Consider the following 14,245-nt stretch of genomic DNA (forward strand, 5'->3'; position numbering starts at 1 on the left):
CTTCCGGGGGTAGTCGTGGTAGATCGGGGCGCACGGGGGTCTCATGAGAGGTACACCAACCCGAATACGGCGAATAGGACTGTGAAGCCGAGGAAGATCAGCGCGCATTCCATGACGTCGTGACGTAGAGTTCGGTGGCCGGGGAAGCACCGCTTACACTCCGGGTCATCCACGACGGGGATGCTCGGGTGCTCGATGTACCTGTGACGCCACAGCCCGTTCTTGGCTCGGTCGGGGCAGGTGCACGGGTTCACCGGGTCGAGAGTCTCGTCGTGCTGTTGGGAGCTCATGGGGTCACCTGCACGGCCATGAGTGCGTCCCGGAAAGCGTCGTCAGCGGCATAGGCGGAATCCCAGGATCCTTCTTTGATGACCGCCGACTCCCATGTCGTCATTGCTGCCCGGTGGAGGTCTAGCAGGTTATTGCGCTCTTGCTCGCTCATGGGGTTTCCTCGTCTAAAGCTTTGATGGTTGGGCAGGGCCAGATGCTCCAGTTGCCGTCGTCTTGACCACAGCCTGTGCAGAACAGATCCACGTGCTGGGATTTGCCGGCGTACATCACGGCGTCCATTGGTGCGTGAATATCGCGGACCCGCTGAATGGCTGCGCATTGGGCGTCGATACGGGAATGCAACTTATTGGTCCCCTCTGCGATCTTCGCTATGAGTGATTCCGTGTGAACATTCACGACGCTGCCCTGTCCTTCATCCCGTAGGTGACTTCATAGATGACCGCGTTCAGACTGTGCTTGCACTGGTCGAGGACTATGTAGCGGTCTGCGTCGTAGTCCATGTACGGGTTCAGGTTCTCACCCGCTGTTATGTCGGAAACCGCACGGGTTAGCGCCATTGCTTCGTCAACGTCACCAGTCGTTAGATCCCGGTGGAGGATGGCTGAGAGTATCCGGCGTATCTGCGGCACCGCGTCTATGTCATCCGTGAGCTCATGATCCGCGAGGGTGAGTGCCTTCCGGAGTTGCTGCTGTGCCTGCTCACGGTTGGGCGGGGTGTCGGTGAGGTGCGAGATGATGTCTTCGAGTTTCATTTCTTCACTCCAAACTTGTAGTGGCGGCCCGGCTGTAGTTGCTGGGTGAGCGCGTCGTATATGCGGCGGGTGATGGCCCATCGGGTGGGGCGAATGGGGGTCGCCTGAATGGCATCCAGTGCGTCCTTGAATGATTTATCGGCGGCTAGTGCGTTGGGCCAAAGCCTGGGCTCTGCGACTGCGCGCCTATAGAGATATATGGCGCTCAAATAGAGGTTGGATAGATTGTCGCGCTCTTTTTCAGTCATGACGTTTCCTTCGGTGATGCCACCCAGACGCGAATAATCCCGCTCTTCCTGGATGGGGTGGTTGACTCTCGGTAACCGGCACAAGTGATGACGCCGGCCTTTCGTGCTGCTTGGAACGCGTTGCCGTAGCAGGAACCGGACGGGGCGGGCCTTAGTGCGGCGCGGACATCCTCGACAGTGAACGTCAATCCCGATAGCGCATAGGTTTCGATCCACCGCAGCGCGTCCTGATGCCACTCGTCGCGGTCATCGAGTACGGCGGGGGTACTCATGGGGTGGTGCTCAGGTCGCCTGTGCGGTCGTCGCATTTCCTGATCAAGTCAATAGCGACCTGCATTGACCTAGACAGCGCGTCGTATCCAGTTGGTGGCGTATTCTCGCCGTATGCCGCTCGGCCAATTCTGGCCGCTACTGCATCCCTGCTTTTAGATAGACGTGCTTCGTCTATAGACCTTTCGTGGTTCAGTCTTAGTGCAATCGCTATCCAGTGCCGCGCCATGATCCAAGCATCATTTTCGTCCGTAACCGAAGGTGCAGACTCAGTTATAACCCCGCAATTCTCGTGCGTCGCCCACGCATCCGATACGCTGGTGGGGTCGTATGTTACGCGCCCCAAGTCTCGGATAGGGATGATGACATTCTCATCAAGGATTGCCTTAGCCATTCCGTCCAATGAGCCGAACGGCTGCATGGAACTTATCAATTGCTGAACTTCTTTTTCGGTGCTCATGCGGCTGTCCTCCGTGCTGCGTTGATGGCGTTCTCTGCCAGAACGTTGTCCGTGGCAAGCTCCCCGGTCTCGTCTGCGTAATCCAAGAAGTACGATTCGATCTCGACGTGCAGCCCGGTTTCGTCGTTGAGTTTCTGCATCCGGCGCGCAGTCTTTTTCATCTCGGAGAATGTAGCGGTGATGTTGTTCTCTTCGTTGTATTTGGCGAGTTGGGTTAGGTAGTTGGGCATGACAATTAGCCCTATCTCTCCGCAAGTGACACGGAGGTAGTGGTGTGGGGTGGTGCGGGGGTGTGGTTAGCTATCGTCGGCGAGCTGATGCGCCGGAGCTGAGTGCGAAGATACTTGGTGCTTGCTTCGCCCGCCGTGCTTGGCGTGCTATTGATGCAGTGCTACGACAGTCATCGCAGCGGCACCCTTTGTGGTAAGCCCATTCAGTGCCACATTTAACTTTCACGGCACGTTCTGCGCTGGTTTTGATCTGGTGGTGATTAGAGCAAAGAACTTGACACTTGGAAGTTTCTTCGTGGATACGTTCGGAGGACCAAGACCAAATGCGATGGGATACTTTCTGCGTTGGATCAATGTGGTCAAGTTCAAGTTCGGCGGTTGACCCGCACTTTGCGCAAGACTTCCCTGCGAAGAATGCTGCGCGACGGTTGGCGTACCAACTGCGCTGGTACTCAGCTCGATCTGCTTGGCTATTGAATGGCATGACGGCCTAGGCTGCGAGTGCGCGGCGCTTGCGCTTTGGCTGGTTGGTTGCGATCTGTGGTTTGAACTTCTCATCAATGGCGACAATGTCAGCCTCGGAGAATCGGATGGACCGGCCTTCGCGCTGGTGGGGCCATCCTCGGCGGTCACCTTCGCTGTACTGGCGGCACTTCTTCCAGACCGTTTCATCTGTGTATCGGTAGCGTTCCGCTACCTCCAGGACGGTCATAAGCTTTTCCATTTGCGGCTTCACCCTTCTGGGTTCGAGTTGTGTTTTGCTGGGTATGTACCCATCTAAACCCATCTAAACCCAACTTGCAACCCGCGAACTACATCCATGTAATTAAATCAAGGGGTAAAAGTGCCTCTGACTAGGTGTGATGTACGTAAAAAAGACTTTTAAATAACCTGATTCACACCTATGCTGAACCCATGAGTAACCAAGTAGAACCAACTCGGCGGCGACTGATAGCCCTAGCCAGAACCGAGCGAGGATCACGGACCCGCAATGAGGTCTGGGCAGGCATCGAAGGTTTAGCGTTCAACACCTACGCCAACTTCGAGTCAGGCAAGAGTTGGCCTCGAAGTTCAAGCCTGCGCCGGATCGAAGAAGTACTTGGTTGGAAAACTGGGGCAATAGATGAGGCTCTTGCCTCGGATATGGAACCGGCACTCATCACAGTGGCCCACATGCGGGGTAGTGAGCCCTTCGTTGTGTCAACCTCATCCATCCAGGGATACAGCGACAGCGACCTACTCCATGAGATGATGCGGCGTGCGGCGGCACGCGAGAGGTACGACCTTGCGGCGTCAGATGAACTCGGCGGCATCAGCAAAGGTGACGTAGGGGAGGGCTCATAATGTCAGTGCGACGTGAGAGGGTTTCTCCATGTTGGAGGCATGGCGTTGGGTCGAAGCGCTCGGGGTGCGCATCGTGGATGGCAATCTTGGGGAGCTCAATGGTGCCTATTTGCACGATCACCGAACAATCCTGATGGATCTCAACCTCGCGCCAGTCCAATACCATTCAACGCTCATGCATGAACTCGGGCATGCGTTCCATGACCACGACAGGACAACACCCAGGAATGAATGGGAGGCGTCCCAATGGGTGGCGCGGGCACTTATCCGGGGCTGTGAGTATGAGGCGCTAATAAAGGTGTTTGAGTGCCCCCAATCGATTGCCTTCGAGATGGGGGTTTTGCCCCGTGATGTCGTCAATTATCAGCAGTGGCGGGAAACGGTAGTCAGATCACCTGGCTGGTCCGAATCTGCGGAAAATAGCTGCTGACTTTTACAGCAGATACACACAAGACCACCGACCTACACCCAGCTAGAACCAACAATTTTTAGATCAGTACCCAATTTAGACCCTAGTTTCCGGGGCACCAATGGGGGTTCAAATCCCCCATCCTCCGCCAGAGAAAAAGCTCCATCGACCACGGGTCGGTGGAGCTTTTTCGTTGTCCGCTCCCGAGCCAGCGCCGAGTTAGCCCTGCGCGGCCAAGCGTGCGTGACGACGGAGGGCGGCTTCTTCGCTCGGTCCCTCGGGGCCCAACCCAAGCTTGATCAGGCCGAGGACCACCATGACTGCGGGTTTCACGGGCAGCCGGACGGGCCCGATGCGCGGAACGTCCAGGCCGAGCATCTCCCGTTGCCATGGCGTGAGGGTGGCGACTGCTCCGGCAAACAGCACGCGATAGCCGAGGCGCTGTGAGCGGGGCAGCGGTGGTCTGCGGATGAAGCCAATGACGTCACGGACTTGGTCGCTGCCCGTGAGCTCGGGCCTGAACTCCTCGAGTTGCGCCTGAAGTTCCGCTTCGCTCTGTGGCGGGTTCTCCACCCGCATGAGTTCTCCGGCGCGCGCCCATTCGGCCACATACTGGTCCGGCCCGCCCGGTATACCGAACCCGTACTTCTTGTGCGCGGTGAGGAAGGCGTCGGTGAAGGCAAGGTGTACCCAGCGCAGCAGGTGGGGGTCATTGGCGGAGTAGTCGCGGGTTTCGCCGCGGCTGTCACGGTAGGTTCCATTGACACGCTCGTGCAGTTTCAGCACCCAGTTGCTCCCGGCGCGTGCGGCATCCGTTGACCCGTAGGTCACGGTAAAGATCCAACGGATCGTACCCGCGAGGCGGCCCAGAGGATCGGCCTTGTAACTCGAAAAATCGTGGACGCCCGCCATCGCGCCCGGGTGAAGTGCCTGGACCAGCAGCGCACGGATGCCGGCAACGGTCGGCGTCATCGAACTGTGGATGGTCCAGGTTGCCGAATCGGGTGAAAAGTACCCGACGTCGTCGCCCTGTTCCAGTGCCTGCGTCCATTCAGGGGGTTCATCGCCAGTGCCGGAGAATGTGTTGCGAAGTTCGGTGCGGAGCCGGGAGAGCAGTGAAGCCATGTCACCAGTATGCGCTCAGCGGGGACGGAACGTCAGACGACGGCGTCGTCGCTTTCCGCTTCCCCGGCCGCCATGGCGCTCCACCGGCGCAGGTAGGCAGCGCCAGCGTCGTCGTTGATCAGCTCACCAGCTGTCAGGATGCGGTATGCCTTTGCGGGGATACCCTCTGCCGGCCGCACGTCCACATGGGTTACGGGATGCCCGTTGCGGTGGAGCCAGTCCGCCATGGCGTAGTCGGTTCGGGAGTCTCCGACCGTGCGCCATTCCTGGGGGAGGATACCATCTTGTGCCAGAAGCTCGACGGCGCGGCAGGCGCCAAGGTCTTTACCGACCCGCACCGATTCGATGTCGGTAGCGATAATGTTCGGGTCAATCCGGTAGTCGACGGCGTCGTCGGAGCCCGCCTCGTGGTGGTCCAGTCGGGACACGCCGTAACCGTACTGACGCATGAGCTGCAGGACCTCCGCGTCGAACGTTTCCTGCTCCGCACGGTAGTCCACGTTCGAAACGTCGATGCGCTGCTCCACGGAAATCATGGCGCGCTTGGTCTCATCGAAGAACATGTGGGACCCGTACTTGTTCTGAACCAGCTGGCGCACTGAATCGCTGAGTTTCTGCGGCATCTTCAGTTCGTGATCGATGGACAGCGGCCCCTCGCCGTCGGACGTGAAGGAGAACCAGGTGGAACCCTTCTCGCAGATCGCGTGGAACGTCACATTAGCCGGAAGCCCAGTAGTGAGTAACGGGGCCATGATCTGCTCCCTGATGAACGAATCTGAGCGACCCGTATTGAAGATTACTGGCCAACCAGTCACCGCGATGGACCGGAGGCTGGCAATGATTTCCGCTGAAACCTTCCGTGTCTCCGGATTCGCTATGGGACCGTCGACGTCGAGGAGCAGGGCCATGGCCGGTGTTGAAGAAGACATACCCACCATTATCCGGCCCGCGGGTAACCATTTGGCTACGAGGCATCGGGCACGCCGAGACGCAAATACCATTGGCGGCCAAAGTTATCTACGCTTGATGAGTGATCTTCAAAGCTGTAGGCGACGCCCGCCCGTACCCGGACCATGGCCATGTCACGCCCAAAGACTGGGCGGCGGTCGCTCCGCGCCAGATGCGGCTGGACGAATTGGTCACCACCAAGACCACCCTTGATCTTGAGGCGCTGCTCGCCGAGGACTCCACCTTTTTTGGTGACCTGTTCCCGCACGTCGTGAAGTGGAAGGGCGTCCTCTACCTTGAGGACGGGCTCCATCGGGCCGTTCGTACCGCCCTGCACCAGCGCACCATCCTCCACGCTCGTGTGCTGGATCTTGATGACTGACAAGCCGCCACCCCGGCATGAAACAGATCCTGCGCCGGAGCATCCAGAGAACTGGCACGGCCGCAAAATCATTACCGAAACGGATCTGGTCTCGGCCTTCCCAGACGAGGACGCAGCCTCCAGCAGACGCAAGATCACGTGGCGTCGGGTGCGCCACGGAATAGTTCTCATCGTCCTGTTGCTCGCATTGGTCACGGCTGTCTTTGTCGCAATGGGGATTTCGCGCGGAGACATCAAAATCGCGGCGCTTCAAACGGAACCCACGCCAACAAGTACCTGCCCACAGGGCCCGTTCTCCTACACGGAGGCCAAGACCATCACCGTCAACGTGTACAACAGCACGGGTCAGAGCGGTCTGGCGTCCTCGACCGCGGAGATCTTGAAGGAGCGCGGATTCACCATTGGCGCGGTGGATAACAAACGAGCCTTCGTCGATGGGTCTACGGCCGTCGTCGTCGCCGGTTCAGAAGGTCTGGATGAAGCGTTCACCGTCCAACGGAATATCCCGAACACCACTTTCAAGGTGGATGCGCGCACGGACGACAGCGTCTCCGTGATCCTGGGGGTCACTTACACGACGCTCGTGGACGTCGAAGCCCTTTCGCTGGAACCGGGAGCGTTGAGCTGCCCGCATCTTGAGCCGGATCCGGATCCGTCAACCTCAACCAAAGCGCCTGCCAAACCGTAGCGGGTCCTGGCTTGGCAAGGCCCTTAGCCAGATAGTTCGCCGCAGCCGGGCCCGTCCGTCCCGGCTTTCGGGATGCCTGTGGCGAACGGCATGGATGGGTCCCGGGCTGCGGGAAAACTAGCCGACGAGCGCCGGCTCGCGGCTTTCGCACAGGAACCGTGCGTACGCCGGGACGGTGAGGAACGTCGGGAACGCCTCGCCGAGGGCAACTTCCTCGAAAACCTCCCGTGCGTCGTCGAACCTGTCGCCGTCGAAGCGTTCCATCGCGTCGAATTCCTCGTCGAGGAGTTCAGCCACCCAGTTCTCGGTGACGATGTCGCCCTCGTCCGTTACCGCATTGAGGTGGATCCACTGCCAGATCTGGGACCGAGAAATCTCGGCGGTAGCGGCGTCCTCCATGAGGTTGTTGATGGCAACGGCGCCGTTTCCACGCAGCCAGGATTCGATGTAGCGGATCCCGACTTCGAGGTTGTTGCGGATGCCGACTTCTGTGATGACGCCGGGTGTAGCTGCAATGTTCAGCAGGGCCTTGTCATCGGGAATCACGTCCTCACGGGTTCGGTCCAGCTGGTGTGGCTTGTCCCCGAGCCCTGAATCGAAGACTTCCATGGCCACCGGAACCAGGTCCGGGTGCGCCACCCATGAGCCGTCGAAACCGTCTGCGGCTTCACGGGTTTTGTCCGCCCGCACCTTTTCCATGGCGACGGCGTTCGCTGCCTCGTCACGGCGGTTGGGGATGAAAGCGGCCATGCCACCGATTGCGTATGCACCCCGGCGGTGGCACGTGCGCACCAGTTGCTCGGTGTAGGCCCGCATGAATGGCGCGGTCATGGTGACCATGCTGCGGTCCGGCAGGACAAAACGTGGGCCACGAGTACGGAAGTTCTTGATGACCGAGAAGATGTAGTCCCAGCGTCCGGCGTTCAGCCCGGCAGCGTGTTCGCGCAGTTCGTACAGGATCTCTTCCATCTCGAAGGCTGCCGTGATTGTTTCGATCAGAACCGTTGCCCGGATGGTTCCGCGGGGGATGCCCATCAGAGCCTGCGCCTGGACGAAGATGTCGTTCCACAGCCGCGCCTCAAGGTGACTCTCGATCTTCGGCAGGTAGAAGTACGGTCCGTGTCCACGATTGATAAGACGGTGGGCGTTGTGGAAGAAGAACAGTCCAAAGTCCACCAGTCCGCCGGCAATCGGGGTGTTGTTCACCAGCATGTGCTTCTCCGGCAGGTGCCAGCCGCGCGGACGCACCACAATGGTGGGATTGTCCTCGCCGAGCTTGTACTCCTTGCCCTCGGGTGAGGTGAAGTCGATCCTGTCCTCCAGAGCGTCCATCAGGTTCAGCTGACCGTTGATGACGTTGGACCACGACGGCGTCGAGGAGTCCTCCATGTCCGCCAGCCACACCTTCGCGCCAGAATTCATGGCGTTGATGGTCATCTTCCGGTCAACCGGACCCGTGATCTCCACACGGCGGTCCTCCAGCCCGGGAGCGGTTGGGGCAACCCGCCACGAATCGTCCTCGCGGATATGTGCGGTTTCCCGGAGGAAGCGCGGATCCTGACCGTTGGAGATGTGCATGCGCCGATTTTGGCGTTCCTGCAGCAGCTCCTGCCGGCGCGTGTACGTGGCCTTGTGGAGCTGGACCAGGAACTCGAGCGCCTGCGGGGTCAGAACTTCGTCCTGCCGCCGTATTGAGGGTGCGGACAAGGTCACGCCGTTCAAGGTAATCAGGTCATTCATGGTGTTCTCCAAATCATGGTGGGCGGTGCGGGGTGCCCGAATCTTTAGTGGAACTGTCCTTCTTCAGTGGAACCAACGAGGGCAAGGGTGCTGCCGCCCGGGTTCAGAGCGGTGGCGACCTGATCGAAGTAGCCGGTTCCTACTTCGCGCTGGTGCCTGGTGGCGGTGTAGCCACGGTCTTCGGATGCGAACTCGCGCTCCTGCAGTTCCACGTACGCGCTCATGCCATTACGTGCGTAGCCGTGAGCGAGATCAAACATCGAGTAGTTCAGAGCGTGGAATCCGGCCAGGGTGATGAACTGGAACTTAAAGCCCATGGCGCCGAGTTCGCGCTGGAACTTCGCGATCGTGTCATCGTCCAGGTGCTTCTTCCAGTTGAATGACGGCGAGCAGTTGTAGGCGAGCATCTGGTCCGGGTGCTCAGCCTTGACGGCCTCGGCAAACTTCTTCGCGAGCTCCAGGTCCGGGGTGCCCGTTTCCATCCAGATGAGATCCGAATACGGGGCGTAGGCCTTGGCCCGGGCGATGCACGGCTCGATGCCATTGCGCACCTTGTAGAAGCCCTCTGCTGTGCGTTCTCCGGTCACGAACTCCTGGTCCCGCTCGTCGACGTCGGACGTGATGAGCGTGGCCGCTTCGGCGTCCGTCCGGGCAATGATGACCGACGGCGTTCCCGAAACGTCCGCAGCCAGGCGGGCCGCGTTGAGGGTACGGATGTGCTGCTGGGTGGGGATGAGCACTTTGCCGCCCAGGTGACCGCACTTCTTCTCGGAGGCGAGCTGATCTTCCCAGTGCACGCCGGCTGCGCCAGCGGCGATCATGGACTTCATGAGTTCAAAGGCGTTCAGCGGGCCGCCAAAGCCAGCCTCGGCATCGGCGACGATCGGCACCAGGTAGTCATCAACGCTCTGGATGCCTTCGGCGAATTCGATCTGGTCAGCACGCATCAGCGCGTTGTTGATGCGGCGCACCACCAGCGGCACCGAGTTCGCGGGGTAGAGGGACTGATCCGGGTAGGTCTGGCCGGCCGCGTTTGCATCTGCCGCTACCTGCCAACCGGAGAGGTAGATTGCCTTGAGGCCAGCCTTGACCTGCTGCACTGCCTGGTTGCCGGTCAGAGCGCCGAGGGCATTGACGTAGCTGCCGTCTTCACGACCCTTGGTGATGGACTCCCACAGCTTCTCCGAACCGCGGCGGGCGAGCGTGAACTCTTCCTGAACGCGGCCCTTGAGGCGTACGACGTCGGCAGCGGAGTAGTCACGGGTGACGCCATCCCAGCGGACGTCGGCCTGCCACTCAAGTTCGAGCTGCTCTGCGGCGGACTGGTTCGGATTCTCGTGCTGTCCCATGATGTTCTCTCCTTCTCATCGACCTGATCGGCAGGATCGACGTTCGCTTCTGTAAGTACAACTTTTATACATTTCCAAGCGGCTGCCCCCACATATTTGTGGAAAGAAATGCACTTCTTCGCGTATCCTCAAGAAATGACAGAGTCAGCGTGGAATCCGCCCACTGGGCCGTCGTCGTCCACCCCTTCAAGCTCCGCAGACGCGGAAATTGACGTTATTAGCCTCGGAAGGCGGGTCCGTCACCTCCGTAAAGGCCGAAATATGACGTTAGATGACCTCGGAGCGGTGGTGGGGACCGCGCCGTCGCAACTGTCCCTCATCGAAAACGGCAAACGTGAGCCAAGACTGGGAATGTTGCAGAAACTTTCCGCCGCACTGGACGTGACCATCGATCAGCTGCTCGGATCCGAGCCGCCCACCCGGCGGGCCGCCCTCGAAATTGAGTTGGAACGGGCACAGCGCGGACCCCTGTATGAATCGCTCGGGCTACCCAAGGTGCGCATCTCCTCACGGCTGCCCATGGAAGTCCTCGAATCCCTGGTGGGACTGCAGGGCGAACTGGAACGTCGGCTCGATGAGCAAGCGGCGACGCCGGAGGAAGCCCGGCGCGCGAACGCGGCACTGCGCTCGCAGATGAAGGAACGCAACAATTACTTTGTCGAGTATGAGGCTGAGGCGCAAAAGGTCCTCGACGCCGTCGGGCACAAAGGTGGCCCCATGTCTGAGAACGTTGTGGCGTCCATTGCGACGCATCTGGGGTTCACGCTGCACCATGTGAGTGACCTGCCGCATTCCACCCGCTCCGTCACGGATCTGAAGAACCACCGCATCTACCTCACGCACTCGCAGCGGACGGACCACAATCCGCGGACGGTGCTCCTGCAGGCGTTGGGGCACTATGTGCTCGGGCATTCGACACCGGAAAATTATGCAGAGTTTTTGCGCCAGCGGGTGGCAACGAACTATTTTGCGGCCGCGCTGCTGCTGCCTGAGAAGGCCACCGTGGAGTTTCTTCAGCGGGCCAAGGCTGCGAAGGAGATAGCAGTCGAGGATGTCCGGGACGCGTTCTCAGTGTCCTATGAGACGGCGGCGCACCGGTTCACGAACCTGGCCACCGAGCATCTGGGCATTCCCACCCATTTCCAGAAGACCCACAAAAGCGGCATTATCTACAAGGCGTATGAGAACGACGGCGTCACCTATCCCCAGGATCACACCGGCGCCATTGAGGGCCAGCCCTCGTGCAGGCAGTGGACGTCCCGGGCTGTGTTTGACGTCCCCGACCGTTTCAGTGCTTACAGCCAATACACCGATACGCCCAGTGGCACCTTCTGGTGTACGGCGCGAACGGAGCGTAGCGCCAGCGGCGAGTTCTCGCTCAGCGTGGGTGTGCCGTATGCGCATGTGAAGTGGTTCCGGGGGAGGGAGACGACGGCGCGTGCCAAGTCCTTCTGCCCGGACCCGGCCTGCTGCAAGCGTCCGCCAGCCTCACTCGCGGAAGATTGGGCCGGCTTCGCTTGGCCGAGCGCGCGGGCACACTCCCACCTGCTGGCAGCGATGCCACCCGGCGCGTTCCCCGGAGTGGACGAGACCGAGGTGTACTCGTTCCTGGCCGCGCATTCGGGGCGTTAACTGCTAAGCCCGCTGGCGGGTGATGATAGTGGGACAGGTGAGGTTCAGGAGTGCTTTGTGGCTCACTGAGCCGAGGGTCATGCGCTTGAGTGCCCCCCGCCCACGGCTTCCGACGACCAGCAGACGGGCGCTGGCTGCGGCATTGAGCAGTGCTTCCGCGGGAGGATCCTTCGTTTCAAGAACTCCCTGTATTGCCACGTCGGGGTACCTCGCGGTCATAGTGGTTACTACCTGGTTGAGGGTGGTTCTCGCGGCAGCGTCCGTCTTTAGCGGCACGGCACTTGAGGTAAGAATGAGCAGATCCTGGCTCGTTCGTTGTGCCTCTGCTGCGGCAAAATCGGCGGCCTGTAATGATTCTGCTGATCCGTCCACGCCAGCCACCACTCCTGCCCTCGTTCGGTTGTCCTGAGCGGGGATGACCGCTACCGGCGAGAGGCTCATGATGGCCACTTGGTGACTCACCGAACCGATGACCTGGCCTGGGCCGAGGTTGCTTTTGTCCATGCCCAGTACCACCATTTGAGCATTTCTGGAAAGGTCACTGAGAGCCTGCACCACGTCGCCGCTGTGTACCCGGGTGTTCAATAGAACGCCCGGGGCGATCTCGCAGGCATGGCGGACACCGGTTTCCAGGAGTTCACGTGCGGCATTGATGACCGTGTCGTAACGAGCGGCGTCCGGGATCATCGAGGACTCGTACACGGCTCGGATGAGGGTCACGGGGCAGCCGAGCTCGGCAGCCCGGTCAACGGCCCATTCAAGCGCAGCGAAACTGGCAGGGGACCCGTCGAATCCAACGAGGATTGGAGCGTCCGCAGAGGAACTAAGCACGCCGGGCATCGACTTCTCTGACAGTTCTTTCCGGCACGCCGCCACTTCCGGTCTTGCCTGCGGGCACACGTTCTCATCCATGGTGTGATTCATCTGCGTCTCCTCGGTGCGGTCCAGCTCACCCTGATGGTACCGCTAGGCGTTCCCCTCATTCTAGGTCGCGGCTTAACTCATCTATAGTGCTCGCGAGATGGGGCGCGTGCCTCATCTGAGAAACGCTCGACGCACTGAGGCGCTGTATTTCTGCCATGGCTCTTCCTTTTCCCGTGGGTTTCTTCCCGGGACTTGCGGCTCCGTGATTGAGCTATCTCCATGGGTGAGCGGTGCTGCAGGACGCGATGGTCACCTGATGACCTTTCAGATGATGATCCTCAGCGGTTCTTCAAGCATGCGTTTGAGATCGCGCAGGAATGCCGCCGCCACGGCACCGTCGAGTACACGGTGATCAGCGGTGAGGGTGATTTTTAGGACGCGGCGGCTGAGCAGCTGCCCGTCCTTCAGATAGGGTTCCTCCGTGGTGTTGCCGACTGCCAGGATGGCCGCTTCGGGTGGGTTGATGACGGCAGTGAAGTTATCTATGCCGAACATGCCGAGATTGCTGAGCGTGAATGTTCCCCCGCTGAACTCTGCCGGTGTCAGCTTGTTATTCCGGGCCCTCTCCGCAAGTGCGCGGGTCTCGGCCGCGATCACTTCAAGTCCCTTGGTGGCTGCGTCGCGTACGACGGGAACGATGAGTCCGTCATCCAGTGCCACCGCGACGCCGATGTGGGCGTGGCGGTACTGCAGGATTTTGTCCCCGGCCCACGATGAATTAACTTTCGGGTGGTCTTCCAGAGTTCGCGCGCAGGCACGGACCAGCAGATCGGTCACGCTGACCTTGATACCGGATTCTGCGAAGCGTTCATTGACTTCGGCGCGGAAGGCAAAGAGCCGGTCAACCTCCACCACGTTGGTGAGGAAGAAGTGCGGTGCACTGGCACTGTCCGCGAGCCTGGCCGCCATCACTTTGCGCATCGTGGTCAGTGGAATCTCCACTGTATCCTGATCAGTCTTCCCGGATTCAGCGGTCGCGGCGGGGACCGTCGCGTCCGGAGGATCTATCAGCGATGGTTTGTGTTCCTGGGCAGTTACTGCTGCTTCAACATCCGCTCTGACAATCCGCCCGCCGGGCCCAGTTCCGGTGATATCTGCAGGATCAAGGCCATGTTCCACAGCGATTCGGCGGGCGAGTGGTGAGGTGAGCGTACGTCGGGTCGTTGTGGCCGCTCCTGTCTCGGGAGGTGTCCCACTTCCGGGTCCGGTTTCTGCTCCGGAGCTAATGATGGCAATCGGCTTCCCAATGGGCACTGTGGTGCCCTCGGGGACCAGGAGCTTCTCTAAAACGCCGCCGTCGAAGACTTCCAAGTCCATGGTGGCTTTGTCTGTGTCGATTTCTGCGATGACATCGCCCTCGCGGACTGTGTCACCTTCATTTTTGAGCCAGCGGCTCAGGACACCTTCTTCCATTGTGTCGGACAGGCGGGGCATTATTACCTCGGGCATCGCA

20 protein-coding genes are annotated in these 14,245 nt (G+C 60.1%); 5 read left to right on the forward strand and 15 right to left on the reverse strand.

The features are described 5' to 3' along the window. Positions 1–41 precede the first annotated feature (41 nt). The 9 genes from JOE65_RS03570 to JOE65_RS03610 all read right to left on the reverse strand — a co-directional run bounded on the left by JOE65_RS03570 (position 42) and on the right by JOE65_RS03610 (position 2,975). A complete protein-coding gene (locus JOE65_RS03570) occupies positions 42–290 on the reverse strand; it encodes a hypothetical protein (RefSeq protein WP_205161945.1) in 249 nt (82 codons plus the stop codon). Beyond that, entirely contained in the window at positions 287–442 is a 156-nt protein-coding gene (locus JOE65_RS03575) for a hypothetical protein (RefSeq protein WP_205161946.1), read from the reverse strand. The genes JOE65_RS03570 and JOE65_RS03575 overlap by 4 nt, the downstream gene beginning before the upstream one ends. Next, positions 439–687 (reverse strand): hypothetical protein, encoded by a 249-nt coding sequence (locus JOE65_RS03580; protein WP_205161947.1) that lies wholly within the window; start codon positions 685–687, stop codon positions 439–441. The genes JOE65_RS03575 and JOE65_RS03580 overlap by 4 nt, the downstream gene beginning before the upstream one ends. Next, positions 684–1,043, reverse strand: coding sequence for a hypothetical protein (locus JOE65_RS03585; RefSeq protein ID WP_205161948.1), 360 nt, complete (start codon positions 1,041–1,043; stop codon positions 684–686). The genes JOE65_RS03580 and JOE65_RS03585 overlap by 4 nt, the downstream gene beginning before the upstream one ends. Further along, on the reverse strand, positions 1,040–1,291 hold the full coding sequence (locus JOE65_RS03590; RefSeq protein WP_205161949.1) for a hypothetical protein: 252 nt from the start codon (positions 1,289–1,291) through the stop codon (positions 1,040–1,042). The genes JOE65_RS03585 and JOE65_RS03590 overlap by 4 nt, the downstream gene beginning before the upstream one ends. Beyond that, on the reverse strand, positions 1,288–1,563 hold the full coding sequence (locus JOE65_RS03595; RefSeq protein ID WP_205161950.1) for a hypothetical protein: 276 nt from the start codon (positions 1,561–1,563) through the stop codon (positions 1,288–1,290). The genes JOE65_RS03590 and JOE65_RS03595 overlap by 4 nt, the downstream gene beginning before the upstream one ends. Next, complete coding sequence (locus JOE65_RS03600; protein WP_205161951.1) at positions 1,560–2,021, reverse strand: hypothetical protein; 462 nt, start codon at positions 2,019–2,021, stop codon at positions 1,560–1,562. Before JOE65_RS03600 ends, JOE65_RS03595 begins: the two co-directional genes overlap by 4 nt. Continuing rightward, the gene (locus tag JOE65_RS03605) at positions 2,018–2,251 is read right to left on the reverse strand and encodes a hypothetical protein (protein WP_205161952.1); all 234 of its coding nucleotides are present in this window, start codon (positions 2,249–2,251) and stop codon (positions 2,018–2,020) included. Before JOE65_RS03605 ends, JOE65_RS03600 begins: the two co-directional genes overlap by 4 nt. A gap of 490 nt (positions 2,252–2,741) precedes the next feature. Then, positions 2,742–2,975: a hypothetical protein gene (locus JOE65_RS03610; RefSeq protein WP_205161953.1), complete on the reverse strand. Its 234-nt coding sequence runs from the start codon at positions 2,973–2,975 to the stop codon at positions 2,742–2,744. A 191-nt stretch (positions 2,976–3,166) separates the two neighbouring features. Between JOE65_RS03610 and JOE65_RS03615 the strand changes: the two genes are divergently transcribed. Together JOE65_RS03615 and JOE65_RS03620 are read left to right on the forward strand one after the other, a co-directional pair. Beyond that, a complete protein-coding gene (locus JOE65_RS03615) occupies positions 3,167–3,595 on the forward strand; it encodes a hypothetical protein (RefSeq protein ID WP_205161954.1) in 429 nt (142 codons plus the stop codon). Between the two features lie 28 nt (positions 3,596–3,623). Continuing rightward, positions 3,624–4,025, forward strand: coding sequence for an ImmA/IrrE family metallo-endopeptidase (locus JOE65_RS03620; RefSeq protein ID WP_205161955.1), 402 nt, complete (start codon positions 3,624–3,626; stop codon positions 4,023–4,025). 198 nt (positions 4,026–4,223) lie between these two features. Here JOE65_RS03620 and JOE65_RS03625 read toward each other — a convergent pair whose 3' ends face one another. Together JOE65_RS03625 and JOE65_RS03630 are read right to left on the reverse strand one after the other, a co-directional pair. Further along, positions 4,224–5,129 (reverse strand): oxygenase MpaB family protein, encoded by a 906-nt coding sequence (locus JOE65_RS03625; protein WP_205161956.1) that lies wholly within the window; start codon positions 5,127–5,129, stop codon positions 4,224–4,226. A 32-nt stretch (positions 5,130–5,161) separates the two neighbouring features. After that, positions 5,162–6,058 (reverse strand): Cof-type HAD-IIB family hydrolase, encoded by an 897-nt coding sequence (locus tag JOE65_RS03630; RefSeq protein WP_239536606.1) that lies wholly within the window; start codon positions 6,056–6,058, stop codon positions 5,162–5,164. Positions 6,059–6,159: 101 nt separating this feature from the next. On the opposite strand from JOE65_RS03630, the gene JOE65_RS03635 reads away from it, so the two are divergent. Both JOE65_RS03635 and JOE65_RS03640 read left to right on the forward strand, forming a co-directional pair. Next, positions 6,160–6,459 carry a type II toxin-antitoxin system VapB family antitoxin gene (locus JOE65_RS03635; protein ID WP_205161958.1) on the forward strand — a complete coding sequence of 100 codons (300 nt, stop codon included), beginning with the start codon at positions 6,160–6,162 and terminating at the stop codon, positions 6,457–6,459. Next, a complete protein-coding gene (locus tag JOE65_RS03640; RefSeq protein ID WP_205161959.1) occupies positions 6,452–7,147 on the forward strand; it encodes a LytR C-terminal domain-containing protein in 696 nt (231 codons plus the stop codon). Before JOE65_RS03635 ends, JOE65_RS03640 begins: the two co-directional genes overlap by 8 nt. Positions 7,148–7,264: 117 nt before the next feature. Here the strand turns inward: JOE65_RS03640 and aceB are convergent, their stop codons facing one another. Continuing rightward, positions 7,265–8,887: a malate synthase A gene (gene aceB, locus JOE65_RS03645; protein WP_205161960.1), complete on the reverse strand. Its 1,623-nt coding sequence runs from the start codon at positions 8,885–8,887 to the stop codon at positions 7,265–7,267. A 44-nt stretch (positions 8,888–8,931) separates the two neighbouring features. Continuing rightward, positions 8,932–10,236, reverse strand: coding sequence for an isocitrate lyase (aceA, locus tag JOE65_RS03650; RefSeq protein WP_205161961.1), 1,305 nt, complete (start codon positions 10,234–10,236; stop codon positions 8,932–8,934). Between the two features lie 108 nt (positions 10,237–10,344). Here aceA and JOE65_RS03655 point away from each other — a divergent pair, with 108 nt between their 5' ends. Further along, positions 10,345–11,868 carry a helix-turn-helix domain-containing protein gene (locus JOE65_RS03655; protein WP_205161962.1) on the forward strand — a complete coding sequence of 508 codons (1,524 nt, stop codon included), beginning with the start codon at positions 10,345–10,347 and terminating at the stop codon, positions 11,866–11,868. Positions 11,869–11,871: 3 nt separating this feature from the next. On the opposite strand, the gene JOE65_RS03660 is transcribed toward JOE65_RS03655, so the two are convergent. Further along, positions 11,872–12,792, reverse strand: coding sequence for a universal stress protein (locus JOE65_RS03660; protein WP_205161963.1), 921 nt, complete (start codon positions 12,790–12,792; stop codon positions 11,872–11,874). A gap of 264 nt (positions 12,793–13,056) precedes the next feature. Beyond that, a complete protein-coding gene (locus tag JOE65_RS03665; RefSeq protein ID WP_205161964.1) occupies positions 13,057–14,241 on the reverse strand; it encodes a dihydrolipoamide acetyltransferase family protein in 1,185 nt (394 codons plus the stop codon). Positions 14,242–14,245 lie beyond the last annotated feature (4 nt).

Origin of the sequence: Arthrobacter roseus (assembly GCF_016907875.1) — a bacterium.
GTDB lineage: Bacteria > Actinomycetota > Actinomycetes > Actinomycetales > Micrococcaceae > Arthrobacter_J > Arthrobacter_J roseus.

Coding starts and splice junctions, on each gene's coding strand:
- JOE65_RS03570 (WP_205161945.1), bottom strand. CDS start 290: ATGAGCTCCCAACAGCACGACGAGACTCTCGACCCGGTGAACCCGTGC.
- JOE65_RS03575 (WP_205161946.1), bottom strand. CDS start 442: ATGAGCGAGCAAGAGCGCAATAACCTGCTAGACCTCCACCGGGCAGCA.
- JOE65_RS03585 (WP_205161948.1), bottom strand. CDS start 1,043: ATGAAACTCGAAGACATCATCTCGCACCTCACCGACACCCCGCCCAAC.
- JOE65_RS03590 (WP_205161949.1), bottom strand. CDS start 1,291: ATGACTGAAAAAGAGCGCGACAATCTATCCAACCTCTATTTGAGCGCC.
- JOE65_RS03595 (WP_205161950.1), bottom strand. CDS start 1,563: ATGAGTACCCCCGCCGTACTCGATGACCGCGACGAGTGGCATCAGGAC.
- JOE65_RS03600 (WP_205161951.1), bottom strand. CDS start 2,021: ATGAGCACCGAAAAAGAAGTTCAGCAATTGATAAGTTCCATGCAGCCG.
- JOE65_RS03605 (WP_205161952.1), bottom strand. CDS start 2,251: ATGCCCAACTACCTAACCCAACTCGCCAAATACAACGAAGAGAACAAC.
- JOE65_RS03610 (WP_205161953.1), bottom strand. CDS start 2,975: ATGGAAAAGCTTATGACCGTCCTGGAGGTAGCGGAACGCTACCGATAC.
- JOE65_RS03615 (WP_205161954.1), top strand. CDS start 3,167: ATGAGTAACCAAGTAGAACCAACTCGGCGGCGACTGATAGCCCTAGCC.
- JOE65_RS03620 (WP_205161955.1), top strand. CDS start 3,624: ATGTTGGAGGCATGGCGTTGGGTCGAAGCGCTCGGGGTGCGCATCGTG.
- JOE65_RS03625 (WP_205161956.1), bottom strand. CDS start 5,129: ATGGCTTCACTGCTCTCCCGGCTCCGCACCGAACTTCGCAACACATTC.
- JOE65_RS03630 (WP_239536606.1), bottom strand. CDS start 6,058: ATGTCTTCTTCAACACCGGCCATGGCCCTGCTCCTCGACGTCGACGGT.
- JOE65_RS03640 (WP_205161959.1), top strand. CDS start 6,452: ATGACTGACAAGCCGCCACCCCGGCATGAAACAGATCCTGCGCCGGAG.
- aceB (WP_205161960.1), bottom strand. CDS start 8,887: ATGAATGACCTGATTACCTTGAACGGCGTGACCTTGTCCGCACCCTCA.
- aceA (WP_205161961.1), bottom strand. CDS start 10,236: ATGGGACAGCACGAGAATCCGAACCAGTCCGCCGCAGAGCAGCTCGAA.
- JOE65_RS03655 (WP_205161962.1), top strand. CDS start 10,345: ATGCACTTCTTCGCGTATCCTCAAGAAATGACAGAGTCAGCGTGGAAT.
- JOE65_RS03660 (WP_205161963.1), bottom strand. CDS start 12,792: ATGAATCACACCATGGATGAGAACGTGTGCCCGCAGGCAAGACCGGAA.
- JOE65_RS03665 (WP_205161964.1), bottom strand. CDS start 14,241: ATGCCCGAGGTAATAATGCCCCGCCTGTCCGACACAATGGAAGAAGGT.